This window comes from Sorangium sp. So ce836, assembly GCF_028553905.1.
GTDB classification, from domain to species: domain Bacteria; phylum Myxococcota_A; class Polyangia; order Polyangiales; family Polyangiaceae; genus Sorangium; species Sorangium cellulosum_D.
Map to the genome: position 1 here is coordinate 5,051,528 of NZ_CP102233.1, position 23,356 is coordinate 5,074,883.

Consider the following 23,356-nt stretch of genomic DNA (forward strand, 5'->3'; position numbering starts at 1 on the left):
GGCGCGGGGCACGTAAGGCGTTTCAATCCGTTCGAAGGTCGGGGCCGAGGGTCGATAATCAATGGATCTTGCGCAGCGTCTCAATCATCTCGAGTCGGTTCATGACTGGCAAGGGCTCGTCGAGGAGCTCGAGAAGGGGATTGCGGCCGAAGGGGACGCGACCCGGAAGGCGGCATATCACCTGAAGCTCGGGCGGCTGCTCGAGGAGAAGTTCCTTCAGGCCGTCAAGGCGCTGAAGCACTTCCAGGACGCCTACAAGCTGAATCCAGCGCTGCTCGAAGCGCTGGAGTCGGCTCGTTCGATTTACTGGGACCTCGGCAAGACCAACATGGTCCTGAAGCTCCTCGAGCTCGAGCTGAGGAACTCGCCGGAGGGGACCGCGGCCGCCGAGCTCCTCGTGGAGCTCGGCGACGTGCTCTGCGACGCGGGCGATTTCGAGCGCGCGACGGCGACGTACGCGCGCGCGCTCGGCGCCTCGGGCGGGACCAGCGAGGAAGCGCGGGCCTGCCTCGGCGACATGCAGGTCGATCAGTCGTCGTGGGCGGCGCACATGGCGGAGCTGGTCGAGGCGGCCGACGCGGCCGCGACCACGAGCGAGCGCAAGCGGCTGCTGCTCCGCGCGGCGCGCCTCGCCAAGCGCTTCGATCGCGACCAGCTCGAGGGCCTGCTCCGGCGGGCGTACGAGACGGCGCCTTCCGACAAGCAGGCCGCGGCGATGTTCGAGGGGCTGCTCGCCGAGGAGGAGCGGCCGCAGGCGATCGTGGAGACGCAGCGCCGCATCCTCGACGCGCGCACCGGCGTGGCGCGCGGCGAGGCGGCGTTCAAGTTCGGCGTCCGCTGGGCCACGCGGCACCAGAACGTCGAGATCGGCTCGAAGCTCCTGGAGGAATCGCTCCGGTACGACCCCTCGAACGAGGCGGCGTTCGCCTACCTGCGCGAGCTCTGGGGGACGAAGGAAGGCAACTGGGAGCGCGTCGCCGCGCTGGCGGAGAGCGCCGCGAACCAGAACGGCAGCTCGCCGTTCATGATCGCGCAGGCGGGCGGCATCGCCTGGCGGCAGCTCGGCAACCTCATCCGAGCGAGGAGCTGGTTCGAGCGGCTCTCGGCGGTCGCGCCGACGCACCCGAGCGTCAGCGCGTTCGAAGCGCAGATCGGCGAGCGCCTCACGGCCGCGGCGCCCGCGCCGGCCGCGGCGCCTGCGCCGGTCGCCGTCGCGCCGGCCGCGCCCGTCGCAGCCGCGGACGCCACGCCGCTCCCCACGAGCGCGCCTGCGCCCGTCAGCGCACAGGCGCCTGTCAGCGCACAGGCGCCTGTCAGCGCACAGGCGCCCGTCAGCGCACAGGCGCCCGTCAGCGCGCGCGCGCCGGTCAGCACGCCGGCCCCGGTCAGCGCGCCGGCGCCGGTGAGCGGCAGGGCGAGCACGCCCGCGGACGTCCCGGCTGACGAGGTCAACGCGAGGTCCTCGGTCGCCGACATCGAGCCGGCGCCGCCGCCGCGCGCCCCCGCCGAGAGCCGGCCCGCCGATTCGGAGATCGGCCGGCGGCCGACCGCGCCGCCGCCCCCGGCCGCCGAGATCGCGGGCCGCGTCGAGGAGCTCAAGGCGAAGGCCCAGAAGCAGGAGCAGGCCAAGCGGTACAACGAGTACGTCAAGACGCTGATCGAGATCGCCGAGGCGGTCTCCGATCCCGCCGAGAAGATCGAGAACTACGCGAAGGCGGCGGAGCTCTACTCGGGCAAGTTCTCGAACGCGGCCGAGGCGGTGAAGTGCTACGAGGCGATCCTCGCGATCGACGGCGAGCACCCGCAGGCGATCGACTTCCTCCGCCAGAGCTACGAGAAGCGGCGCGACTGGGAGAAGCTCATCGGGCTGCTCCGCCGCGAGGCCGCCGCGCTCCCGGAGGGCGGCGAGCGCGCCGCCAAGTACCTGGAGATCGCGAAGCTCGCGTCCGAGCGGGTGAAGAAGGTCGACTTCTGCATCGAGCTCTGGGACGAGGTCCTCGCGAACGATCCGGAGAACCCGGAGGCGCTGAACGCGCTGGCGGGGCTCTACGAGAAGAACAAGGACTACCAGGCGTTCGCGCGGGTGCTGCAGAAGCAGGTCGACACGACCTTCGACAGCACCCAGAAGCTCGCGCTCCTCAGCAAGCTCGCGCAGCTCTACGGCGAGCGCCTCAAGGACGACGAGGCCGCGGTCAAGGCCTGGCAAGAGGTGATCGCGCTGAACCCCCAGGACCGCAAGGCGCAGGAGGCGCTCAAGAAGGCGTACCTCCAGCTCCAGCGCTGGGACGATCTCGAGGTGTTCTACGCCGAGAGCGGCAAGTGGGACGAGTTCATCCGCGTCCTCGAGTCGCAGGAGGCGAAGGAGACCGACGACGCGGCCAAGATCAGCCTGCTGCTCAAGATCGCCGAGCTCTGGATGAACCAGAAGCAGAAGGCGGATCGCGCGGCGCGCGCCTACGAGAAGGTGCTCTCGATCGACGGCGCGCACCTCGCCGCGGCCGAGGCGCTGATCCCGATCTACACGCAGGCGAACAACCCGAAGGGGCTCGCCGGCGCGATCGAGGTGAAGCTCTCGCACGACCAGGACGACGCGTCCCGGCTCGACCTCTACCGGCAGGTCGCGGCGCTCTACGAGACGCGGCTCAAGGAGCCGCAGAAGGCGTTCGAGCGCTACCTCTCGGCCTTCCAGATCGCCCCGCAGGACGAGCAGTGCATCGACGACGTCGAGCGGGCCGCGCGCTCCACCGAGGGGTGGGACGCGCTCATCGACGCCTACTCGACGGCGATCTCCCGCGCCGAGAGCGAGGGGGACATCGCGCTCGGGGTCGATCTCCGGCTCCGGCTCGGGCGCGTGCTGCTCGACGAGGTGAAGCGCATCGACGAGGCGCTCTCGCAGTTCCGCGCCGTGTACGAGGCGGACGGCGAGAACCAGGCCGCGATCAGCGCGCTGGAGCGGCTCTACCGCGAGACGGGCCGCTTCGGCGAGCTGCTCGGCATCTACGAGAAGAAGCTCGGCATCATCACCGAGCCCGAGGAGCGCAAGCAGATCCTCTACGCGATCGCCGAGCTCTACGAGGGCGAGCTGCGCGACCCGGTGCGGGCGATCGCGACGTACCGCCAGGTGCTCGACGACGAGCCGACGGACCCGCAGGCGCTCGCGGCGCTCGACAAGCTCTACCGCGAGCAGCAGGACTGGGAGTCCTACGTCGACGTGCTCCGCAAGCGGATCGACTCCCCGCTCGACGAGCAGGCGCTCATCGACCTCAAGTTCCGGCTCGGGAGCACCCTCGAGAAGCACTTGAACGATGCGGCCGGAGCGCTCGAGAACTACAAGGAAATCCTGATCCTCGATCCGGGCAACGACGCGGCGCGCCTCGCGCTCGAGGCGCTGCTCTCGAACGAGTCGCTGCGCGCCGAGGCGGCGGCCATCCTGCAGGAGATCTACGAGGGGCGCGGCGACTGGGAGAAGCTGATCCAGGCGCTCGAGATCCTCGCCGCGGCCGAGGGCGACACGGCGACGCGCGTCTCGCTGCTCCGGAAGGTGGCGCGGACGGCCGCCGATAGCCTGAGCGACTTGAACCGCGCGTTCGACGCGCAGTCTCGGGCGCTCAAGGACGACCCGTCGCACGCCGAGACGCGGGCGGAGCTCGAGTCGCTCGCCGCGCAGGCGGGCGCCTGGGACCGGCTCGACGTCATCTTCAGCGAGATCGCCGACTCGCTGAGCGACGCCCGGCTGAGCCGCGAGTACTGGATGCGGCTCGCGAGCATCCACGAGCGGCTCGGCAAGGTCGAGGACGCGGCGAACGGCTACCTCCGCGTGCTCTCGATCGATCCCTCCGACTCCGAGGCGCTGGAGGCGATGGACGCGCTCTACCGGCGCACCGAGCGCTGGGGCGATCTCATCGGCGTCTACCGGCGCCGCATCGAGCTCGTGCACGAGCCCGCCGAGCGCGAGAGCCTTTACGCGCAGATGGCCGAGGTCTACGAGCAGCGGCTCGGCCAACCGGAGGAGGCGATCGCCGCCTACCGCGAGGTCCTCTCCACCGACGACACGAGCCTCGTGGCGCTGACGGCGCTCGACGGGCTCTTCAGCCGCCAGGGCATGTGGGAGGAGCTGGCCGACAACCTCGAGGCGCAGCTCAGCATCGCGGCCGAGGAGGAGGCGCAGATCCGGCTGATGCTCCGGCTCGCCGCGCTGCGGGAGTCGCGGATGCGGCTCGTCGACTCGGCGATCGACATCTACCGGCAGGTGCTGGAGCGCGAGCCGACCAACGTCGAGGCGCTCGCGGCCCTCGAGCGCCTCGGGAAGCTCCCCGAGCACGAGGTCGCGATCGCGGAGATCCTCGAGCCGCTGTACCGCCAGTCGGGCGACTACCAGAAGCTCATCGGGGTGCACGAGGTGCAGGTGCGCCGCAGCGACGACGTGACCCGCCGCGTCGAGCTGCTCCACCAGATCGCCGTGCTCTACGAGGACGCCGGCGGCGACCTCAACTCAGCGTTCGACACCTACGCGCGGGCGCTGAGCCAGGATCCGGCCTCGGAGTCGACGCAGGAGGGGCTCGATCGGCTCGCGCGCGCGACCGGTCGCTTCGCCGACCTGGCGCGCGTGTTCGAGACGCTGGCGGCGCAGCAGACCGACGCGGAGCTCGCGAGCACGCTCTACACGATGAGCGCGCGCATCTACGAGGGCGACCTCGGCGACATGGACAGCGCCGTCGGGCACTACCGGCGCGTGCTCGAGATCGATCCGCGCAACCTGCACGCGGCCGAGTCGCTCGAGCGGCTGTTCCGGACGTCGGAGCGGTACAACGAGCTGTCGCAGATCCTCCAGCAGAAGGCGGACATCCTCGACGACCTGAGCGAGAAGAAGCTCGCCCTGTTCCAGGCCGCGAGCATCGAGGAGGAGGTGCTCGAGCGGCACGACCAGGCCATCGCAGTCTACGGCAAGGTGCTCGAGCTCGACGCCGAGGATCTCCGGGCGATCGACGCGCTGACCAAGCTCTACCTCAGCCTCTCGCGCTGGCAGGAGCTGCTCTCGGTCTACGCGAAGAAGGCCGATCTCGTCCTCGATTCGAACGAGAAGAAGCGCATCTACTACCAGATCGGCGCGGTGTACGAGCGCGAGCTCGGCAACGTCGCGAGCGCGATCGACACGTACCAGCGGGTGCTCGAGATCGATCCGGACGACCTGCAGGCGCTCGGACGGCTCGACGTCCTCTACCAGACCTCGGAGAACTGGCTCGAGCTGCTCAGCGTGCTCCAGCACGAGGCGGAGATCACCGCCGATCCGGCGGAGGGCATCAGCTACCAGTACCGGATCGCGGAGCTCTACGAGAAGCACCTCGACGACGTGTCGAGGGCCATCGAGCTCTACCGCGATCTGCTCCAGCAGATGCCCGACCACGAGCCGACGCTCCGCGCGCTCGAGCAGATCAAGGACGGCACCCGCGATCCGCTCGGCGCCGCGCTGGTCCTCGAGCCGATCTACGACGCGTCCGGCGAGTGGCAGAAGCTGATCAGCGTGCTCGAGGTCCGGGTCCGGGTGGCCGAGGACCCGTACGAGAAGGTCGATCTGCTCCACCGCATCGCGCGCCTCTCGGAGGAGATGCTGAGCGACCACGTGACCGCCTTCGAGACGTACGCGCGGGCGGTGACGTTCGACATCGGCAACGAGGAGTCGCTCTCGAACCTCGAGCGGCTCGCGATGATGGTGAACCGCTGGCCGCAGGTCGCCGCGCTCTACGACACGGAGCTCGGCCGGCTCGGCGAGGAGCCGGGGCGCTTCGTCGAGCTCGGGCTGCGGCTCGCGCAGATCTTCGAGACGCAGCTCGACGACATCGACAGCGCCGTCGCGCGCTACCGGCGCGTGCTCGAGGTCGAGCCGGAGAACCAGACCGCGATTGCCTCGCTCGACCGCCTGTTCACGGCGACCGAGCGGTGGAGCGACCTCGTCACGATCCTCTCGCGCGAGTCGGAGATCGCGCAGTCGCCGGACGAGATCCTCGAGTTCAAGTACCGGCTCGGCGTGGTGTACCAGACGCGGCTCAACGACCTGCCGGCGGCGATCGCGGCGTACCGCGAGGTGCTCACCGCAGCCCCCGAGCACTCGCCCACGCTCGAGGCCCTCGAGGGGCTCTTCGCGGCCGGGATCAAGCAGATCGAGATCGGCGCGATCCTGGAGCCGCTCTACCAGGCGGCGGCGGAGTGGGAGAAGCTCGGCGGGGTGCTCGAGGCGGAGCTCACCCACCTCACCCAGGAGCCGGATCGGCTGTCGATGTACTACCGGCTGGGCGAGCTCCAGGAGGAGCGCCTCATCTCGCCGGACGGGGCCCTCGCCGTCTTCATCCGGGCGCTGAAGGAGTACCCGCGCGACGAGAAGACGCTCGAGGAGGTCGAGCGGCTCGCCGGCTCGGTCGACGGCGGCTGGGAGCTGCTCGCGAACGCGTACGCCGACGTGCTGGGCATCCACGCCGACAAGGACGTGCAGACCAGCATCGGCAAGCGGCTCGCGCGCGTCTTCGAGACCGACCTCAGCGACGTCGCCAAGGCGGAGGAGACGTATCGGTACGTGCTCGGCATCGAGCCGCTCGAGGCCGAGGCGCTCTCGAACCTCGACCGGATCTACACGCAGCTCGAGCAGTTCCCGGAGCTCGCGAGCGTGCTCGAGCAGCGGGTGCGCGCCACCGAGGATCGCCCGGAGCTCGTCGACCTGTACCTCCGGCTCGGCCAGACGTACGAGGAGCGGCTCGGGCAGCTCGACGACGCCATCCGCGCCTTCCGGCGCATCTTCGACGAGCTCGAGACGACGAACGAGCAGGCGATCAGCGCCCTCGAGCGCATCTACACGACCAAGGGCGCCTGGACCCAGCTCAAGGTCGTGCTGGAGCGGGAGCTCGAGAACGCGATGGGCGACAGCCAGGAGGCGGACATCCGCGCCAAGATGGCGCACCTGCTCGCCGATCGGCTGAACGACGTCCAGGGCGCGGTCGAGACGTGGAAGCGCGTCCTCGACCTCCGCGGCGAGGATCCGGAGGCGCTCGGGGCGCTGTCCAACCTGTACGAGCGGGTCGGGCAGTGGGCCGAGCTCTGCGACGTCCTCGAGCGGCACTACGACATCGCGATCGACGACGAGTCGCGCGTCGCGGTGCTGCTCCGCCGCGCCAAGCTGTTCCACGAGCAGCTCGGCCGCGACGACTCGGCGCTCGACGACTACCAGCGCGTGCTCGACATCGACTACGCGAACCTCGAGGCGCTCTACGCCATCGCGGCGATCTGGCGGCTCCGCAACGAGCCCGAGCAGATCGTGAGCGCGCTCCACCAGACGGTGGATCGGGCGCGCGACGTGCTGCCGGCCGAGAACGTGATCGCGCTCTACCGCGAGCTCGGGACGACCTACCAGCACGTCCTCGGGCAGGCGTACGACGCGATCGACGCCTGGCGGAAGCTGCTCGAGGTCGACCCGAAGGACTTCGAGGCGATGGCCGCCCTGGAGAACCTGCTCCGCGCCGAGGGGCGCTGGGTCGAGGTCATCGACGTGAAGATGGGCCGGGCGGCGGCCTACGAGTCGCCGGCCGACAAGGTGCGCGAGTACCTCGAGGTGGCGCAGATCTGGGAGCACCAGGTCGAGGAGAAGGACCGGGGCACGCTCGCGTACGAGAAGGTCCTGGAGCTCGACCCGACGCACGACCAGGCCTTCGCGGCGCTCGAGGAGCTCCACGACGCGGCCCGGCGCAGCGAGCCGCTCATCGAGCTCTACCTCGCGCGGCTCGAGTCGCGCGAGGAGGTGCACGAGAAGACCGACATCCTCCGCAAGGTGGCGCGCGTCTTCGAGGAGCAGCTCGAGGACAAGCCCCAGGCCTTCGACGCGCTGCTCACGGCCTTCGAGATGGACTACTCCGACATGGAGACGGTCCGGTACCTCGAGCGCATGGCGCAGGCGACGAACCGCTGGCCCGAGCTCGTGCAGACGGTGAACGGGTGGCTCCAGCAGGAGACGGCCCCGGTCCAGAAGATCACGCTCTGCCTGCGCCTGGCCAAGTGGTACTCGGAGGACCTCGGTCACCCCGAGTACGCGCAGCCGTACTACCAGCAGATCTACGCGTACGACCCGAACAACGTGGCGGTGCTGCGCCAGATGGCGAACTTCTTCAAGAAGACCGGCCAGTGGCAGCGGCAGGGCGAGATGCTGACGAACGCCCTCAACGTCGCGGTGATCGACGTCGACCGGAAGGAGATCCTGACCGAGCTCGGCGAGGTGCTCGAGAAGCACATGGGCGAGGTCGAGCAGGGGCTCAGCTTCTACCGGCGCGCCCTCGACGTCGATCCGCTGCACCTCCACGCCCTCGAGGCGCTGGAGCGCATCTACACGGATCGCGACCAGTCGAACGACCTCGTCGACGTCCTGCTCCGCAAGGCGAAGGCCGTCAGCGAGCCCGACGTCGTCGCGAGCGTGAAGCTGCGCACCGCCGGCCTCTACGAGACCAAGCTCGGCCTCATCGAGAAGGCCGGCGCGGTCTACCGCGAGGTGCTGGACATCGACGCGTCGAACCTGCTCGCGATGCGGGGGCTCGAGCGCGTGTACACGACCACCCACCAGTGGCCGGATCTCGTGCGCGTCCTCGAGATGCAGCTCGACGTGGTCACCACGGAGCGCGAGCGCATCGACGTGCTGATGAAGATCGCGAACCTCCAGGAGGAGCAGTTCCTGAAGCCCGATCTCTCGGCCGCGCGGCTCGAGCAGGTGGTCGAGATCGACCCGTCGCACGAGCCCGCGCTCGAGGCCCTGGAGCGCTGCTACCGCCGGCTCCGGCAGTGGCACGACCTCATCAACACGTACGACCGCCACATCAACGCCGCCGAGGATCGCCAGAAGAAGATCGAGCTCTGGTCCCAGACGGCGAAGGTCTACGCCGAGGAGATCGAGGACCTCGACCGCGCGATCGACGCCTACCTGAACATCGTCGACATCCAGGACACGCACATCCCGTCCCTGGAGGCGCTGGCGAAGCTCTACGAGAAGCAGGACAACTCGGCGAAGGCCATCGAGTACATGACGCGCGTCGCGGACCTGACCGTGGACGGCAAGCAGCGCGTCGACATGTACTACCGGATCGGCCGGCAGCTCGACGAGAAGCTCGGCGAGCGCGGGCTGGCCCAGGAGCGCTTCGAGATGGCGCTCGATCTCGACCCCTCCCACGTGCCGAGCTTGGCGGCGCTGCGGGTGATCGCGATCGACGCGGCCGACTGGGATCGGGCGGCGCGCTACCTCGAGCAGGAGCAGATGAACACCGACGCGCCCCGCGCCAAGGCGCGGCTGCTCGTCGAGCTCGGCAAGCTCCGCGACGACATGCTCGGCGAGCACGCGCTCGCCGTGCAGGCGTACGAGATGGCGCTCCAGAGCGACCCCGACAACGAGGACGCCGCGATGCCGCTCCTCAACGAGTACGTCTCCACGGAGCGGTGGGCCCAGGCCGAGCCGCTCGCGGAGATGCTCGTCAGGAAGAGCGGCAAGCGCGACCGTTCAGAGCAGCACCGGCTGCAGCGGACGTTCGGCAAGGTCCTCGAGCGGCTCGGCAAGGACGAGGCGTCGCTCAAGGCGTACACGGCGGCGCACAACCTCGATCTCACCGACCAGGAGACGATCCGGGGCCTCGCCGACGTGAGCTTCAAGCTGAACGACTGGGCGAGCGCGCTGACGAACTACCAGAAGGTGCTCACCAGCCTCGACGAGGCCGAGACCGAGGAGCGCGCCACCGTCTACTACAAGCTCGGCTGCATCAAGCAGGCGCAGGGGCAGTCGAAGCAGGCGGTCAACAACTTCGAGAAGGCGCTCGGTGCCGACCCGTCGCACCGGCCCACGCTCGAGGCGATGGTCTCGGTCTACGACGCGCTCAAGGACTACAAGCAGGTCTGCCACTACAAGCGGCTGATCCTCGACAACATCATGGACGGCGCCGAGCGGTTCAGGATGTTGAACGAGATCGGCGACATCTGGGTCGAGAAGGAGAACAACATCCCGAAGGGCGTGGAGGCCCTGGAGGAGGCGCTCGATCTCGAGCCGCAGAACCACGTCCTGCTCCACAAGCTGCTCCAGCTCTACCAGCGCACGGGGCAGTGGGAGCGGATGGTGGACTGCCTCCAGCGGATCGCGGACCTCGAGCCGCAGCCGGATCGCAAGAGCCGCTACCTCTACACGATGGCGCAGATCTACCGCGACAAGCTGGAGGATCCGGCGCGCGCGGTGGAGCTGTTCAACGAGACGCTGGACCTGAACCCGCACTCCCTCGAGGCCTTCGAGCGCATCAACAAGATCCTCACGGCGCAGAAGGAGTGGAAGCAGCTCGAGCGGGCGTACCGCAAGATGCTGCACCGGGTCGCCGGCAAGGGGAACACGGACCTCGAGTACAACCTCTGGCACGCGCTCGGGCTCATCTACCGCGACCGGCTCGGCGACCGGACGGCCGCGGTCGAGACGTTCCGCATGGCCTCGCGGCTCAAGCCCGAGGACGCGACGGAGCACCTGATCCTGGCGGAGCTCTACGAGCAGTCGGAGCAGTTCGATCTGGCGACCAGCGAGTTCCAGGCGATGGTCAAGATCGATCCGATGAAGATCGACCCGTACAAGCGGCTCTACCGCCTGTACGTCGACGGCAAGCGCTACGACCAGGCCTGGTGCGTCGCGGCGGCGCTCGCGTTCCTCCGCAAGGCCGATCCGGACGAGCAGCAGTACTTCGAGGACTACCGCCCGCAGGGGCTGATCCCGGCGAAGAGCCGGCTCGACAACGAGCAGTGGATCAGGAACCTGTTCCACGAGGAGGAGAACCTCTACGTCGGCAAGATCTTCGAGATGATCGCGGGGGCCGCGCTCAGGGCGAAGATCGAGACGCTGAAGCAGAGGAAGGAGCTCCCGGTCCTCGATCCGCGGTTCCTGCAGGATCCGGCGACCTCGACGGTGACGTTCGCCCGGACCTTCGGGTGGGCGGCCAACGTCCTCGGGCTCCCGGCGCCGCGGCTCTACGTGCGGAGCGACGTGCCCGGCGCGCTCGTCGCGGTGGCGAACGAGCAGCCGGCGTCCGTCGCGGGGCAGACCGTCCTCACCGGGTTCTCGCCGCAGGAGCTCACGTTCATCGTCGGCAAGCACCTCGCGATGTACCGCGGCGAGCACTACATCAAGACGCTGTTCCCGACGGTCACCGAGCTGACGGTGCTCCTGTTCGCCGGGATCAAGCTGGTCGCGCCCGACACGCCGGTGCCGCAGGACATCGAGAAGCAGATCATGGCCACCGCGCAGACGCTCCGCGGCTTCATGCAGCCGATGCAGCTCGAGGGGCTCCGCATGGTGGTCAAGAAGTTCCTCGCGGAGGGCGCGAAGGCGAACATCAAGCGGTGGGTCCAGTGCGTCGACATCACCGCGGCGCGCACCGGCCTGCTCCTGTCGGGCGATCTCGAGATCGCGAAGAAGATCATCGCCGCCGAGCCGCAGCAGCCCGGGGATCTGCCGCCCCAGGACAAGCTCAAGGAGCTGATCGTCTTCTCGACAAGCGATCAGTATTTTGCGCTGCGTCAGGCGCTCGGCATCGCCATCGGCGAGGGGTGAACGCGCGCGTCGGTGGGCCCTAAGTAGCTGAATCTACATCGAAATGAGGACATCCGAGGCCGGGGGCAGCTCGCTCCCGGCCTCGGATCGATCTGCGCCCTCGGGAGGCACATCTCCATGAGTCTGCTTGACGAGTCAGCAATCCTTACGAACGATCGGGTGCTGTGACCTCGTCATCGATGATCGTCCGGCTCCCCGTGCAGTCCGCGAGAGGCTTCGGGAGATACAGGCTGATCGCAAAGCTGGGGCAGGGTGGGATGGCCGAGGTCTTCCTCGCTGCCCATCGCGGCCCGCTCGGCTTCGAGAAGCTGGTCGTGATCAAGCGGCTCAAGCCGGGGATCGCCACCGAGCCCGAAGTCAACGCGATGTTCCTCGACGAAGCGAGGCTCGCCGCGCGGCTGAACCACCCGAACGTCGTGCAGACGTACGAGTGCGGCCAGATCGACGACCAGTACTACATCGTGATGGAGTACCTGGAGGGGCACTCGCTCGATCGGATCTGCAGGAAGATCGACCCCTCGCGTCACCGCGCGGTCTACCTGGCGATCCTCTCGGACGCGCTCGCCGGGCTGCACTACGCGCACGACCTCATGGACTTCAACGGGCAGCCGCTCCAGGTGGTCCACCGCGACATCAGCCCGCACAACATCTTCGTCACCTACGACGGGCAGGCGAAGGTCGTCGACTTCGGCATCGCGAAGTGGGCGACGCGCGACGCGGACACGAGCACGGGCGTCGTCAAGGGGAAGATCCGGTACATGGCGCCGGAGCAGGCCCTCGCGACGACGGTCGACCGCCGCGCGGACGTCTTCTCGATGGGCCTGATCTTCTGGGAGCTCGTCGTGGGCGAGCGCTTCTGGGGGGATCTCTCCGACGTTCAGATCCTCCAGCGGCTCACGTTCGGCGAGATCCCGCAGCTGCGCGAGCGGTGGCCCGCGGCGCCCGAGGCGCTCGATCGGATCTGCTCGCGCGCCCTCGCGATGGCGCCCGACGACCGCTACGCGACGGCGGCGCAGATGCGCGAGGACGTCGAGGCCTACCTCGCGACGATGGGCCGGCGCCCGTCGTCGGCCGAGATCGGCCGCCTCATCGGCGAGACGTTCGCGAACCGCCGGGCCGAGGTGCGGTCCGCCATCAGCGACCAGCTCGGGCGGCTCCACGCGGCCTCGGGCGAGGGCGCGGAGGAGTTCGAGATCCTCCCGGTGCTCGAGGAGCGCGGCGCGGTGCCGTGGTCCCAGCGCATGCCGGTGTCGCAGATGGCGCAGCAGTTCTCCGCCGCGCCGGTCGCGGACCCGATGCTGGGCGACGACAGCTCGCGCGAGGACAGCATCTCGAACCGCCAGACGATCCCCACGATCATGGTCGCCAACACAAAGCCGAGCGGGGGCAAGGCGCTCTTCTGGGGCGCGGGGGTCACGCTGCTGTCCGCGCTCTTGATCGGCGGCACGTGGGCGGTCGTCACGATGTTCCCGACGAAGGAGGAGCTGGAGCCTTCCGTGGTCGATGCGCCCGCCCCCACCATGGTGATCCCGTCCCCGCAGCCGGCGCCCATCGCCAACCTCATCGAGCTCCGGATCATCGCCACGCCGCTCGACGCGAAGATCTACCTCGACGACGTGGAGCTCCCCAGCAACCCGTTCTTCGCGCGGTTCAGCCGGGATGGCACCGGACACCGCATCCGGGTCACGGCCGACGGGTACACCCCGGAGGCGCGCTTCGTGGTGTTCACGCGCGACGAGGTGCTGACCATCAACCTGCGCCCGGTGCAGACGGCGTCCCCCAAGCAGGGCGGCGGCACCGCGCCGCGGAAGTGACGGGCAGGGCCGCGGGCTCGCCGTAGCCGCGAGAGCGGGCGCGCGGGCGGCCCGGAGGGCGGCGCGGCCGCGCGCCGGCTCCGTCTCGGCCCGCGGCCGCGCCGGAAGCGCGCCGCGCGCGGGCCTAGGGCCGGCTGCTCATCATCGCCTCGAGCGACGGCGGCACGCAGCCGTAGGCCTCGGCGGCCGCGAGCAGCGCCGAGTTCTGCGGCAGGTTGAGCAGGAACGAGCGCGCGTAGGGCGTCCCCTCCAGGCCCTTCAGCCGGCGCAGGAGCGGCGGCATCGCGCGCTCCATCGCGTCCCGCGCGCCCACGAGGTCGCCCATGTCCACGCACGCGTCGTGGAGCGCGAGGTAGATGGGCGCCTCGTTGAGCAGGCTCGGCGCGCCCGCCTCGACGAGCGCCGCCGCCTCCCGCGCGATGTCGCGGGCCTGCTCGGCGTCGCCGAAGCGGCGCTCCGCCTCGGCGCAGAACCCGAGCGCCACGGGGAGGACGTCGCGGTTCTCCGTGACGCGGTAGGCCTCCGTGGCCTTCTTCAGCAGCGAGCGCGCCCGGGCGAGGCCCGACGACTCGACGCGCAGGAGCTCGCAGCCCCGGTAGAACAGGATGCCGAGCGTCACCCGGTCGCGCACGACCCACATGCTCCCCGCGGCCTCGTCCGCGCTCGCGCGCGGCTCGGCGAGCGCGGCGTCGAGCCGCGGCTCGGGGCCGAACGTCGCCGCCCAGCAGAGCAGGATCATCTGCCCGTGCCGCGCCGCGCCGGAGCTGCCGATCGCCTGCGCCCGGGCGATGCCCGCCTCGATCTCCTGGAGCGCCTCGTCCCGCGCGCCGATGGTCGTGAGCGCGAAGCCGACGTTCATCGTCAGCATCGCCTCGCGCTCCTGCAGCCCCGCGCGGCGCGCCGCCCGCGCCGCGTTCCGGCGCGCCTCCAGCGCCGCGGCGGGCTCGCCGCGCGTCTGGTGCGCGACCGCGCGCGTCTGCCACGCGTCGACCGCCGCCCAGACGAGGCCCCGCCGCGCCGCGAGATCGAGCAGGTGCGCGGCCTCCTGCTCCGCCTTCGCGAGCTGCCCGGCGAACGCGTGGACCTGCGCCAGCGTGGCCGAGCACTGCGCCTCCTCCTCGACGAGATCGATCGCCCGGGCGCGGTCGCGCAGCGCCGTCAGGCGCTCCTCCAGATCCATCCCGGAGCCGCACGCGTGATCGTAGCGGGCGCGCGCGGTGAGCGTGCGCAGCTCGCTCGCCTCGTCGTAGACGTTCTCCCACATCGCCCGGATCGCCGAGTCGCGCTCGGGCGAGCGCGCGTCGAGCCGCGAGTACGCCTCCTCCAGGAGGACCGCGCGCGCGAAGGCCGTCGGCTTGTCGGGCGCGAACACGAGCGCGCGATCGGCCATGGTGACCGCGTCGCGGAGCGAGTTCGTCGCCAGGGCGCGCCGCGCGGCGGCCTCCCAGCGGATCGCGGCCTCCTCGTGCTCGCCGCCGAGGTCGAAGTGCTGCGCCACCGTGGCGCTGTCCTCGCCCAGCCGGTCGAGCCAGTGCGCCGCCGCCGCGTGCAGCTTCTTCCGGAGCTCCTCGCCGACCGAGGCGTACGCGACGTCGCGGACGAGCGCGTGCTTGAACAGGAACTCGCGCGCGGCCGGGAAGCGCGACGCGGGCTGCTCGACGAGCAGCTCCGCGGCGATGAGCTTCTTCAGCGCGATCTCCGGCTCGGCCACGCCGACCTCGGCGAGGCCGACGTCCCAGACGGACAGGCCGAAGACGCTCATGCGCACCACCGCCTCGCGCGTGGGCTCGTCGAGCGCGTCGAGGCTCACCTGGATGGCCGCCTCGATGGTCGGCGCCGTGGCGGCGTCCTTGCCGGAGGCGATGACCCGCGCGAGCTCCTCGGCGAAGAGCGGCGAGCCGGCCGCCTGCTGCGCCACGCGGTCGAGCGTCGCGTCGTCGAACGGCCGCGCGGCGGCGGCCGCGCTGAAGACGGCCCGCGCGATCTCGCGCGTGGCCCGGCGCGCGATGGGGCGCAGCTCGACGCGCACGTGGTCGCGGCCGGTGAAGCGCTGGCCCTGGTCGCGCCAGAACGCCGGGCGCACCATGAGCATGATGAAGAGCGCCCTGCCCGTGGCCCGCCCGAGGAGGTGATCGAGCCACGCGACGCTCTCCGGGTCGGCCCACTGCGCGTCCTCGACGAGCAGCGCGCACGGCTCGAGCGAGGCGGCGCCGACCGCGATGTCGGTCATCGAGAGGTACAGCGCGTCGCGCGCGCCGCGCAGGTCGACGCCGTCGGGGAAGGGCTGGTTCGCGAGGAGGCGCGCGAGGAGCCCGCCGTCGCCGTGGAGCAGCCGCCGCGCGCGCACCGCCTCGTCGGCCTGCTCCAGCGACGCGCCCTTCGGCAGGCCCGTGAGGACGCGCAGCGCGTCGGTGGCCACGCCGAGCGCCTGCGCCCGGCCGAACGACTCGCAGCGCAGCTGGACGAGCCGCGGCGGATCCGGCCGGTCGGCGATGCGGGCGACGAACTCGCGCGCGAGCCGGCTCTTGCCGATGCCCGGCGGGCCCGAGATGCTCACCACGACCGGCGTCCGGTCCTCGACGCAGCGGTCGAACGCCGCGACCGTGGTGATGAGCTCCGCGTCCCGCCCGACGAAGGGCGTCTGCGCGTCGGGCCGCTTCGGCGCGCGCGAGAGCACCCGCACGGCGCCGCTCTCCAGCGGCTCGCCCAGGAAGCGCCCGCGGGACAGCTCCACCGTGGTCGCGTCCGCGAGGACGCGGCCGAGGCCCGCCTCGCGCGCGAGCGCGACCGCGCGGTCGACGACCTCGCCGGCCGATCGCGTCCGGTCGACGCGCATGCGGCCGGAGGCGACGCCGACGCGGCCCCCGCGGTCGCCGAGCCCGAGCCCGAGCTCGAGCGCCCGCGACGCCTCGTCGCCGTGGGCCTGCCGCACGCCGAGGTGGGCGACGATCGAGTCGGCGCCGAGCGGCAGCGCGTCGGCCCCGCGGCGCCGCAGCGCCTCGAGCTCGCGCTGCCGCTCCTCGCCGGTGGCCACGTGCAGCGCGACGATCGTGGTCACGAGCCGCGTGCCCATCACGCCCGGCGGGTTGTCGCTCACGCGCAGCGGGGAGGGGGTGGGCAGGTGCGGCTCGGCGACGAGCGCCGCGAGCTTCTCCGCCACCTCGCGCGCCGAGCTCGGCCGGAGCTCCCGGTCGGCGAGCAGGAGCGCGTGGATCAGGTCGTCGAGCGCCGGGACCACGTCGAGCAGGAACTCCGACAGCCGCGGCGCGGGCGTGGTCGCGAGGCGCACGAGGGTCGCGATCGAGGTCGGCCCCATGTGCGGCGGCCGGCCGGCGACCAGCTCGAACAGCGTCGCGCCGAGCGAGTAGAGGTCGCTGCGCGAGTCCACCGTGGCGTCGCCGCGCGCCTGCTCCGGCGAGATGTACGCCGGCGTGCCGACGGGGCTGCCCGCGTCGGTCGTGAGCACGACCTCCTTCGACGCCGCCACCCCGAAGTCGACGAGCTTGACCCGGATGCCGGCGTCCGGCGGCCCGCGCAGGAGGAGGATGTTCGACGGCTTGATGTCGCGGTGGACGACGCCCGCGTCGTGCGCGGCCGCGAGCGCGCTCGCCACCTGGCGCCCGACCTCCAGCCCGTCGCGCAGCGACAGCGGGGAGCGCCGCTGGCGCGACGCCAGGTCCTCCCCGTCGAGCCACTCCATCGCGATGAACGTCGCCCCCTCCTCGATGCGCCGCCCCTCCGCGTCCGTCGTGGTCGAATCGAGCGTCCCGAACGCCACGACCCGCACGATCCCGGGGTGATCGAGCTCCGAGAGGATCTGCCCTTCGCGGGAGAGCCGGGCCTGGCCCTCGGCGTCGACGCCGAGCGCCGTGATGATCTTCAGCGCGACGTACCGCTCGGTCTGCACGTCGTACGCGCGGTGCACGGTGCCGATCCCGCCGCGGCCGACCTCGCGCTCGATGTGGAATCGGCCGGCGATGAGCGGCCTTGCGGCCTCGATGCGCGCGGAGCTCATGCGCTAGCCGACGTGATCGGTGGGCTGGACGCCGAGCGCGCTCCGACGCGGCGGAGAGGCGATCTCATGGCGCCGGGCCGGGTGGGTCTGCGGTGTTCCGACGGAGCGCATTCGCCAAGCAGACTACGCTGTCGTCCAGGGTAGTTCCAGTGTCGCGGTCGCGCCGGGCGCGGTCGCGCCGCTCGCCGTGGGCCGCTCCTGCGGCGCTGCGCGCTCGGTCTGAGCGGCGCGCCGCGCCCAGCGCGCCGCTCAGACCGAGCGCGCCGGGCCTCTCTTGACGGATCCGAAACCTCCTCTTACGGTCAGCGGCTCTGCGCTAACGTCGGGAGTCCCTCGATGCTCGATCGCGTCGCCGTTCACCAGACCCGGCTGCGCACGCCCGGCCTCGGGCTCGATGCCAAGGGCGTCGCGCTCGGGGCCAAGGGGCTCGTCCTCCTGCCGTCGATCGACCGGCTGGTCGCCTTCTTGGCGCTCTACACGAGGCAGGGCTCGCTCGGCGACATCCTCCGCTCGCTCGTCGTCGAGGTCGTGCGATCGAAGCTGGGCGCCCGGGAGGTCACCCTCCTGTTCGCCGCGGAGAGCAGCGACCGGCTCGACCGCGTCGCCGAGATCGCACGGCTGGCCGGCGGCTACTGCTTCACCGGGACGAGCCGGCACTTCGTCCAGTACCGCGACGCCGCCGCGCCGTTCGGGTACGACGTCCCGCAGATCCTGCCCAGCGACGCGGCGCTCTCGCTCTACCACAACGCCTTCTCGCAGACGTACGAGGTCGAGCGGCGCCTCGACGTGCGCGGGCTGCTGCTCCGGCTCGAGCCGCACCTCGATCCGGCCGCCGGGCGCGAGCCCGGGCCCCGCTGGCTCGTCGCGGAGTCGGGGCTCGGCCCGGCGCTCATCCGCTACCTGTCCCGGAGCAGCGTCGAGGCCGAGGTCGGCCTGTGCGAGTGGCCGCCGGAGTCGAGCTTCGACGACGCCCCGGTCCTCCGCTACCTCTTCCGCGTGCCGGCCGTCCCCGGCCGGATGGTCCCGCTGCTCACGAGCACGCCGGGCCTCGGGTACTTCGTCCCGGTCGCCCCCGGCGCCGCGGTGGAGATCGGGTTCCGGCACCCGGTCAACCTCCGCGCCTGCCCGGTGTTCAGCGAGGCGGGCCTCGTGCTCTTCCGGGGCAGGGGCCGCGAGGCGCTGGAGATCGCGAAGCTGCCGGCGATGGGGGATGTCTCGGCGTTCGCCCGGGTCGAGCTCAGCCGCGAGCCAGCGGTGGCGCGGGTGACGCCGGAGGGCGACGCCCGGCGCCCGGCCTCGGTCGTGCTGTCGCTCCGCCTGGTCCCGAGCTCCGAGCCGTGGCGGACGGTCACGGCGTCGTGGATCCGGCCCGAGGAGATGCAGCTCCTCCGGCACGTCGCCTACGCGCTCGGCCCCGAGACGCTGCGCCGGGCCCGCATCGCCTTCACGGCCGCGGGCGCGTTCCTCCGCCACCCGACCGGCATCGAGGGGATCCCGGTCGGCGAGTTCTTCCGGGAGGTCCACCCGGGCCTCTACATCCCCGCCGGCTACGACGCGGTCCCCGCGGTCGCGCCCGCCGTGCTGTTCCGCGCGCTCGGCGCCCCGGCCGGGCAAGCGCTGTTCATCGGGCGCGACGGGCGGGCGATCGGCGTGGCCGAGGACGCGTTCGTCCCCCTGGAGACGGCGCTCCTCGAGGCGCAGCAGTGGTCGCCGGTCCCCGCGCAGTCGGCGGGCCTCACGGCCGCGCTGGCGACCGAGCTGCCCGAGGTCGTGCTCGGCGGCGTCGGCATCCGGCCCCTGCGCGACCTCGCCCCGCCCGACGCGAGCGGGGAGCCGAGGGCGCTCCCGCCGGGCGCCGGCCGGGCCCCTCAATGACCGACGAGCCCGACGCGATCGCCGAGCGCCTCTCCGAGCTCCAGGCGAACGTGCTCGCCCCGCTCGTCCTCGGCGGCCCCCTCCACCCGGTGCGCCCGTTCGGCGTCCGGCTCGCGCTCCTCCTCGGCGACGGCGCGGGGGCGCTGGATCGCGACCTCGGTTCGCGCATCGATGTGGTCCGCGTCCGCGTCGCCCGGCTCGTCGCCCCGGTGGACACGCTCCCGGAGCTCACCGCCGCCGACTGGGCGCTCCTCGCCGCGCTGAACGACCTGCTCCAGCTCACGAACCACGAGCTCGCCGGCGTCCTGACGCGCAGCCGCTATCCGCGCCTGCTCGCGAGCGTGCGCGACCTCTGCGAGCTCGTGCCCGCGCCGGCGGACGTGGCGACCGCGCTGTCGCGGCACGCCACGTTCGCGCGCGTGCTCGACTGCTTTCGCACGGACGCGATGGTCGCCTGGTGGACGGGCCGCGCGAGCTTCCGCGGCCAGCCCCCGCCCCCGCGGCTGCTCCGGTGGCGGCAGCTGCGCAGCGTCCAGGTCGAGAGCCGGCGCGTCGGCCTGGCCGACATGGGTCACGGCATCCCCGGGCTCGCCCCGCCCGACTTCGCCGACGCGCTCGCCCTCTGGATGACGCGCACGCCGCTCACGGATCTCGCGACCGCGACCCGGAAGAGCCCGCCGTTCGCGTGGTCCGCCTCGACGCTCGCGGTCGTCGCGACCCCGCCTGGCCGGAGCCTCGCGTACCGCGTGCTCCTGCGCCAGCCGCACGACCTCGCCGTCGCGACGCTCGCCCGCGCCGCCAGGGAGGTCCCGCCGCGGTTCGGTCGGGCGCGCGCGATCGCCGAGTCGTTCGCCAGCGAGGTCGCCGCCGGGATCAAGCTGCTCGACGAGCGCTCCGGGGCCGCGTGAGCCGCGCGCAGCGCGCCGCGCGGTTTTGATCGGTTCGAACGGGGCGTGATACGCTCCGGCCCCCTCTTCACGAGCCTCGCGCTGGAGCGACGAACCGTTTGGACCGGCAAGACGCGAAGAACTCCGACGACATGCTCTCTTTTCCCCGGCGCCCTCTCCGCGTCGGCCTGCTTCGGGGGGCGGCCCGGCGCGCGCGGAGCCCGTGGGCGCGCGTCGCCGGCGCGGCGCTCGCGCTCTCGCTCGCGGTGAGCCCGGGCGTCGCGTTCGCCCAGGCATCTGCGCTGCTCGACGAGGGCAAGGCGCTCATGAAGAAGGGCAAGCTCGCGGAGGCCTGCCCCAAGATCGAGGAGAGCTACCGGCTGAGCCCGAGGTCGGCCACGCTCCTCGCGCTGGCCACCTGCCACGAGAAGCAGGGGAAGCTCGCGACCGCGTGGTCCGAGTACATCGATCTCAGCGCCGCGGCCCGCAAGGAGGGCAACAAGCGGCTCGAGGCCGACGCGAAGGCGAGGGGGGCGAGGCTCGAGCTGCGGCTCCCGCGGCTCACGGTGAGCGTGCCGCGGGCCGGCGCCGTCGAGGGGCTCGAGGTGACGCTCGACGGGGCGCAGGTCGACAGCGCGAGCTGGGGCCAGGCCCGGCCGATCGACCCCGGCGAGCACAAGGTGAGCGCGAGCGCGCCCGGCCGGAAGAAGTGGGAGGCGTCGGTCTCGATCAAGCGCGGCGAGCGGAAGGCCGTGGCGGTCCCGGCGCTGGCCAAGGACGGCTCGGCGGCGCCGGAGCCCGCGCCGGCGGAGGAGGCGCCCGCGAAGGAGGCGGCGGCGGCGGCCACCGCGGCGCCGGACAAGGGCGCGGCCGGGGCCGGGAAGGGCGCGGCCGGGGCCGGGAAGGGCGCGGCTGGGGCCGGGAAGGGCGCGGCTGGGGCCGGGAAGGGCGCGGCTGGGGCCGGGAAGGGCGCGGCTGGGGCCGGGAAGGGCGCGGCCGGGGCCGGGAAGGGCGCGGCGGCGCCGGAACAGGCCGCTGCGGGGCCGGAGGAGGACGCGCAGCCCGAGGAGGCTTCCGCGGCCGCGGAGCCGGAGGCGAGCCCGGGCGCCGCGCCGAAACATGCCGGCAGCTTCGTGCTCGAGGTCGGCGCGGCGGGCGGCGCGCTGATCGGGCTGATCGACTCCGGCAGCTTCGGCGACCTGAGCGCGTATTCGTACAGCTACAACATCCTGCCGGAGGGCGAGCTCATCGCGCCCTGCAACGACGAGGTCTGCCACGCCAGCTTCGAGCCGGCGATCGGGCCGTTCGCCGGCGGCCAGGCCTTCGTCGGGATCGCGCTCTCCGAGCGGCTGCACCTCGGCGCCCGGGTGCTCGGCGGCTACCGGTTCGGCGGCGGCTACCTGGTGGTCGGCGGCCCGTCCGCGTCGCTGCGCTTGGGGCGCGTCTGGCTCGGCCTGACGGGGCTCGTCGGCGCGGTGGGGCAGGACGCGAAGGTCACCGGCGTGAAGGGGGAGATCCCCTCCGAGCTGGTCGACCGCAACTACGGCCGGACCGAGGTCGACGTGAACGCGCGCGAGGGCAGCCTCCCCGAGACCGCGCTCGTCGAGACGCTCGCGTTCGGCGGCAGCGTCGAGGTGTCGCTCGTGCTCGCGGATCTGCCGAGCTCGAGCTGGACGTCGGGCGCGCTCCTCCTGAGCGCCTGGCCGACGTTCATGAAGGGGCTCGACGGGTTCGTGATCGCCGCGCCGGTGGGCCTCGGGTACCGGTTCTACTGATCGGCGCGATCGACGAGCTCGCGTGCCATGGTGCGCGCCTCGTCGCTGTCGCGAGCTGTCGCTCGGTCAAAAAATGAATCCTCCAAGAGGGAAGCCAGCGATGGCCTCGCGATCCGCCTCCTCGAGGCCAGCGCGGCTCCGGTCCGCCCAGACGACGGCTGGCCAGTCAGCGAACCGCGCGACGAGCTCGGCGGGAGCGCCATGGAGCGCGAGGACGAGGCGCTTCAGATGGTGGAGTTCTCCACGCCTGGCGAGCAACGTCTCGTACATGCCGCGCTGAGGCGCGATCTGCGACCATAGATCGAGGCTGGTGAGCTGTGCGATGACAGGATGGTCGAGCACCAACCCCGTCGACTTCGCGTCGAGCGGCGTGTTCCACAAGGCGAGGTGCTGGAGCGACGGAAGGCGGGTTGAGTCGAGCGCGGCGAGTACAGAAGCGAGCGCCGCCGGCTCCCAGCGCAACGTGAGGCGTAGAAGCCTGGGCAGCGGCGCTGCGAGCCAGCGGTCGAGCGCCCTGGCATAGCAGGCCAGGGCGAGCAGATCCGGAAAGAGCGCGCCCAGCGCGCGGCCTCCGCGTGAGGTCACCGTCAGGTGCGAGACGCGGTCGACGCGACCGTGTTCCACGAGGAGGGGCAGGATGGGCTCGACCTCCTCGCGGATCTCCATCCGTAGGCGCCGGAGGAAGCGCCCGGCCGGGTGGTGCAGCAAGCGGCGGAGCGCGTGGACCGCATAGGTGTGCGGGGCTGGCCGCTCCACGCGGGGGTCGAAGCCGAGCTCGCGCGGATCGACCTGAAGCAGCGCCGGTTCGAAGACATCGGCCAGCGCGACCGCGTCGGCGTCCGCCACGCAGGCTTCGCGGACGAAGCCGAGGAAACGCTCGTACGTGAACGTGCCCGGTAGAGCACGCTGCACATCATCGAGCGCGCCGAAGAGACGGTCGCCGTGTGCGAGGAGCAGCTTCCCCTCGCGCTCGCTCAGCTCCGGTGAGTCCGCTTCGAGGCGCGCCGCGGCTATCTCGATGAGCTCCCCGCGGGCGTCCGCGGAGGCCCGGAGCGACTCCGCCAGGAGCAGGTAGCCTGCGGGCTCGTCAGGCTCGTCATCGATGAGCGCCTCGATGTCCTCATGGGGTGAAGGCGGCGGCCAAGCGTAGCGGAACCCCGCAGCCATGAGCTCTGCCAAGCGATGCTCGAAGGCGCTTACGGCGACGATCGCGCTCGCGTACGTCCGGCGCGTCGTCTCCTGCGAGCCTGTGTCCCCTGTGGTCTGCTCGAACTCGTTGCCGAGAATGCGAAGAACGGCGTGCCGTGCAGCGTCCGGCTGACATAGCCCGAGCTCGAACGCTCCACCGTTCAGTCGTTCGCGAGGCTCTCCGAGCAATCTGGAATCTGACATGG

7 protein-coding genes are annotated in these 23,356 nt (G+C 71.7%); 5 read left to right on the forward strand and 2 right to left on the reverse strand.

Annotation, left to right across the window (positions count from 1 at the left end; translation table 11 throughout):
• Positions 1-61 precede the first annotated feature (61 nt).
• Together NQZ70_RS18465 and NQZ70_RS18470 are read left to right on the forward strand one after the other, a co-directional pair.
• Positions 62-11,596 (forward strand): tetratricopeptide repeat protein, encoded by an 11,535-nt coding sequence (locus tag NQZ70_RS18465; protein WP_129575386.1) that lies wholly within the window; start codon positions 62-64, stop codon positions 11,594-11,596.
• 164 nt (positions 11,597-11,760) lie between these two features.
• Complete coding sequence (locus tag NQZ70_RS18470; protein WP_272828691.1) at positions 11,761-13,410, forward strand: serine/threonine-protein kinase; 1,650 nt, start codon at positions 11,761-11,763, stop codon at positions 13,408-13,410.
• Between the two features lie 124 nt (positions 13,411-13,534).
• On the opposite strand, the gene NQZ70_RS18475 is transcribed toward NQZ70_RS18470, so the two are convergent.
• The gene (locus NQZ70_RS18475) at positions 13,535-17,425 is read right to left on the reverse strand and encodes a serine/threonine-protein kinase PknK (protein ID WP_129575387.1); all 3,891 of its coding nucleotides are present in this window, start codon (positions 17,423-17,425) and stop codon (positions 13,535-13,537) included.
• A gap of 336 nt (positions 17,426-17,761) precedes the next feature.
• Here NQZ70_RS18475 and NQZ70_RS18480 point away from each other — a divergent pair, with 336 nt between their 5' ends.
• From NQZ70_RS18480 to NQZ70_RS18490, 3 genes are all read left to right on the forward strand, one after another.
• A complete protein-coding gene (locus NQZ70_RS18480) occupies positions 17,762-19,300 on the forward strand; it encodes a hypothetical protein (protein WP_129575388.1) in 1,539 nt (512 codons plus the stop codon).
• Entirely contained in the window at positions 19,297-20,208 is a 912-nt protein-coding gene (locus tag NQZ70_RS18485; RefSeq protein WP_129575389.1) for a hypothetical protein, read from the forward strand. The genes NQZ70_RS18480 and NQZ70_RS18485 overlap by 4 nt, the downstream gene beginning before the upstream one ends.
• 131 nt (positions 20,209-20,339) lie before the next feature.
• Entirely contained in the window at positions 20,340-21,962 is a 1,623-nt protein-coding gene (locus NQZ70_RS18490) for a hypothetical protein (RefSeq protein ID WP_165374034.1), read from the forward strand.
• A 66-nt stretch (positions 21,963-22,028) separates the two neighbouring features.
• On the opposite strand, the gene NQZ70_RS18495 is transcribed toward NQZ70_RS18490, so the two are convergent.
• Positions 22,029-23,354, reverse strand: a complete 1,326-nt coding sequence (locus tag NQZ70_RS18495; RefSeq protein WP_129575390.1) for a hypothetical protein — start codon at positions 23,352-23,354, stop codon at positions 22,029-22,031.
• Positions 23,355-23,356 lie beyond the last annotated feature (2 nt).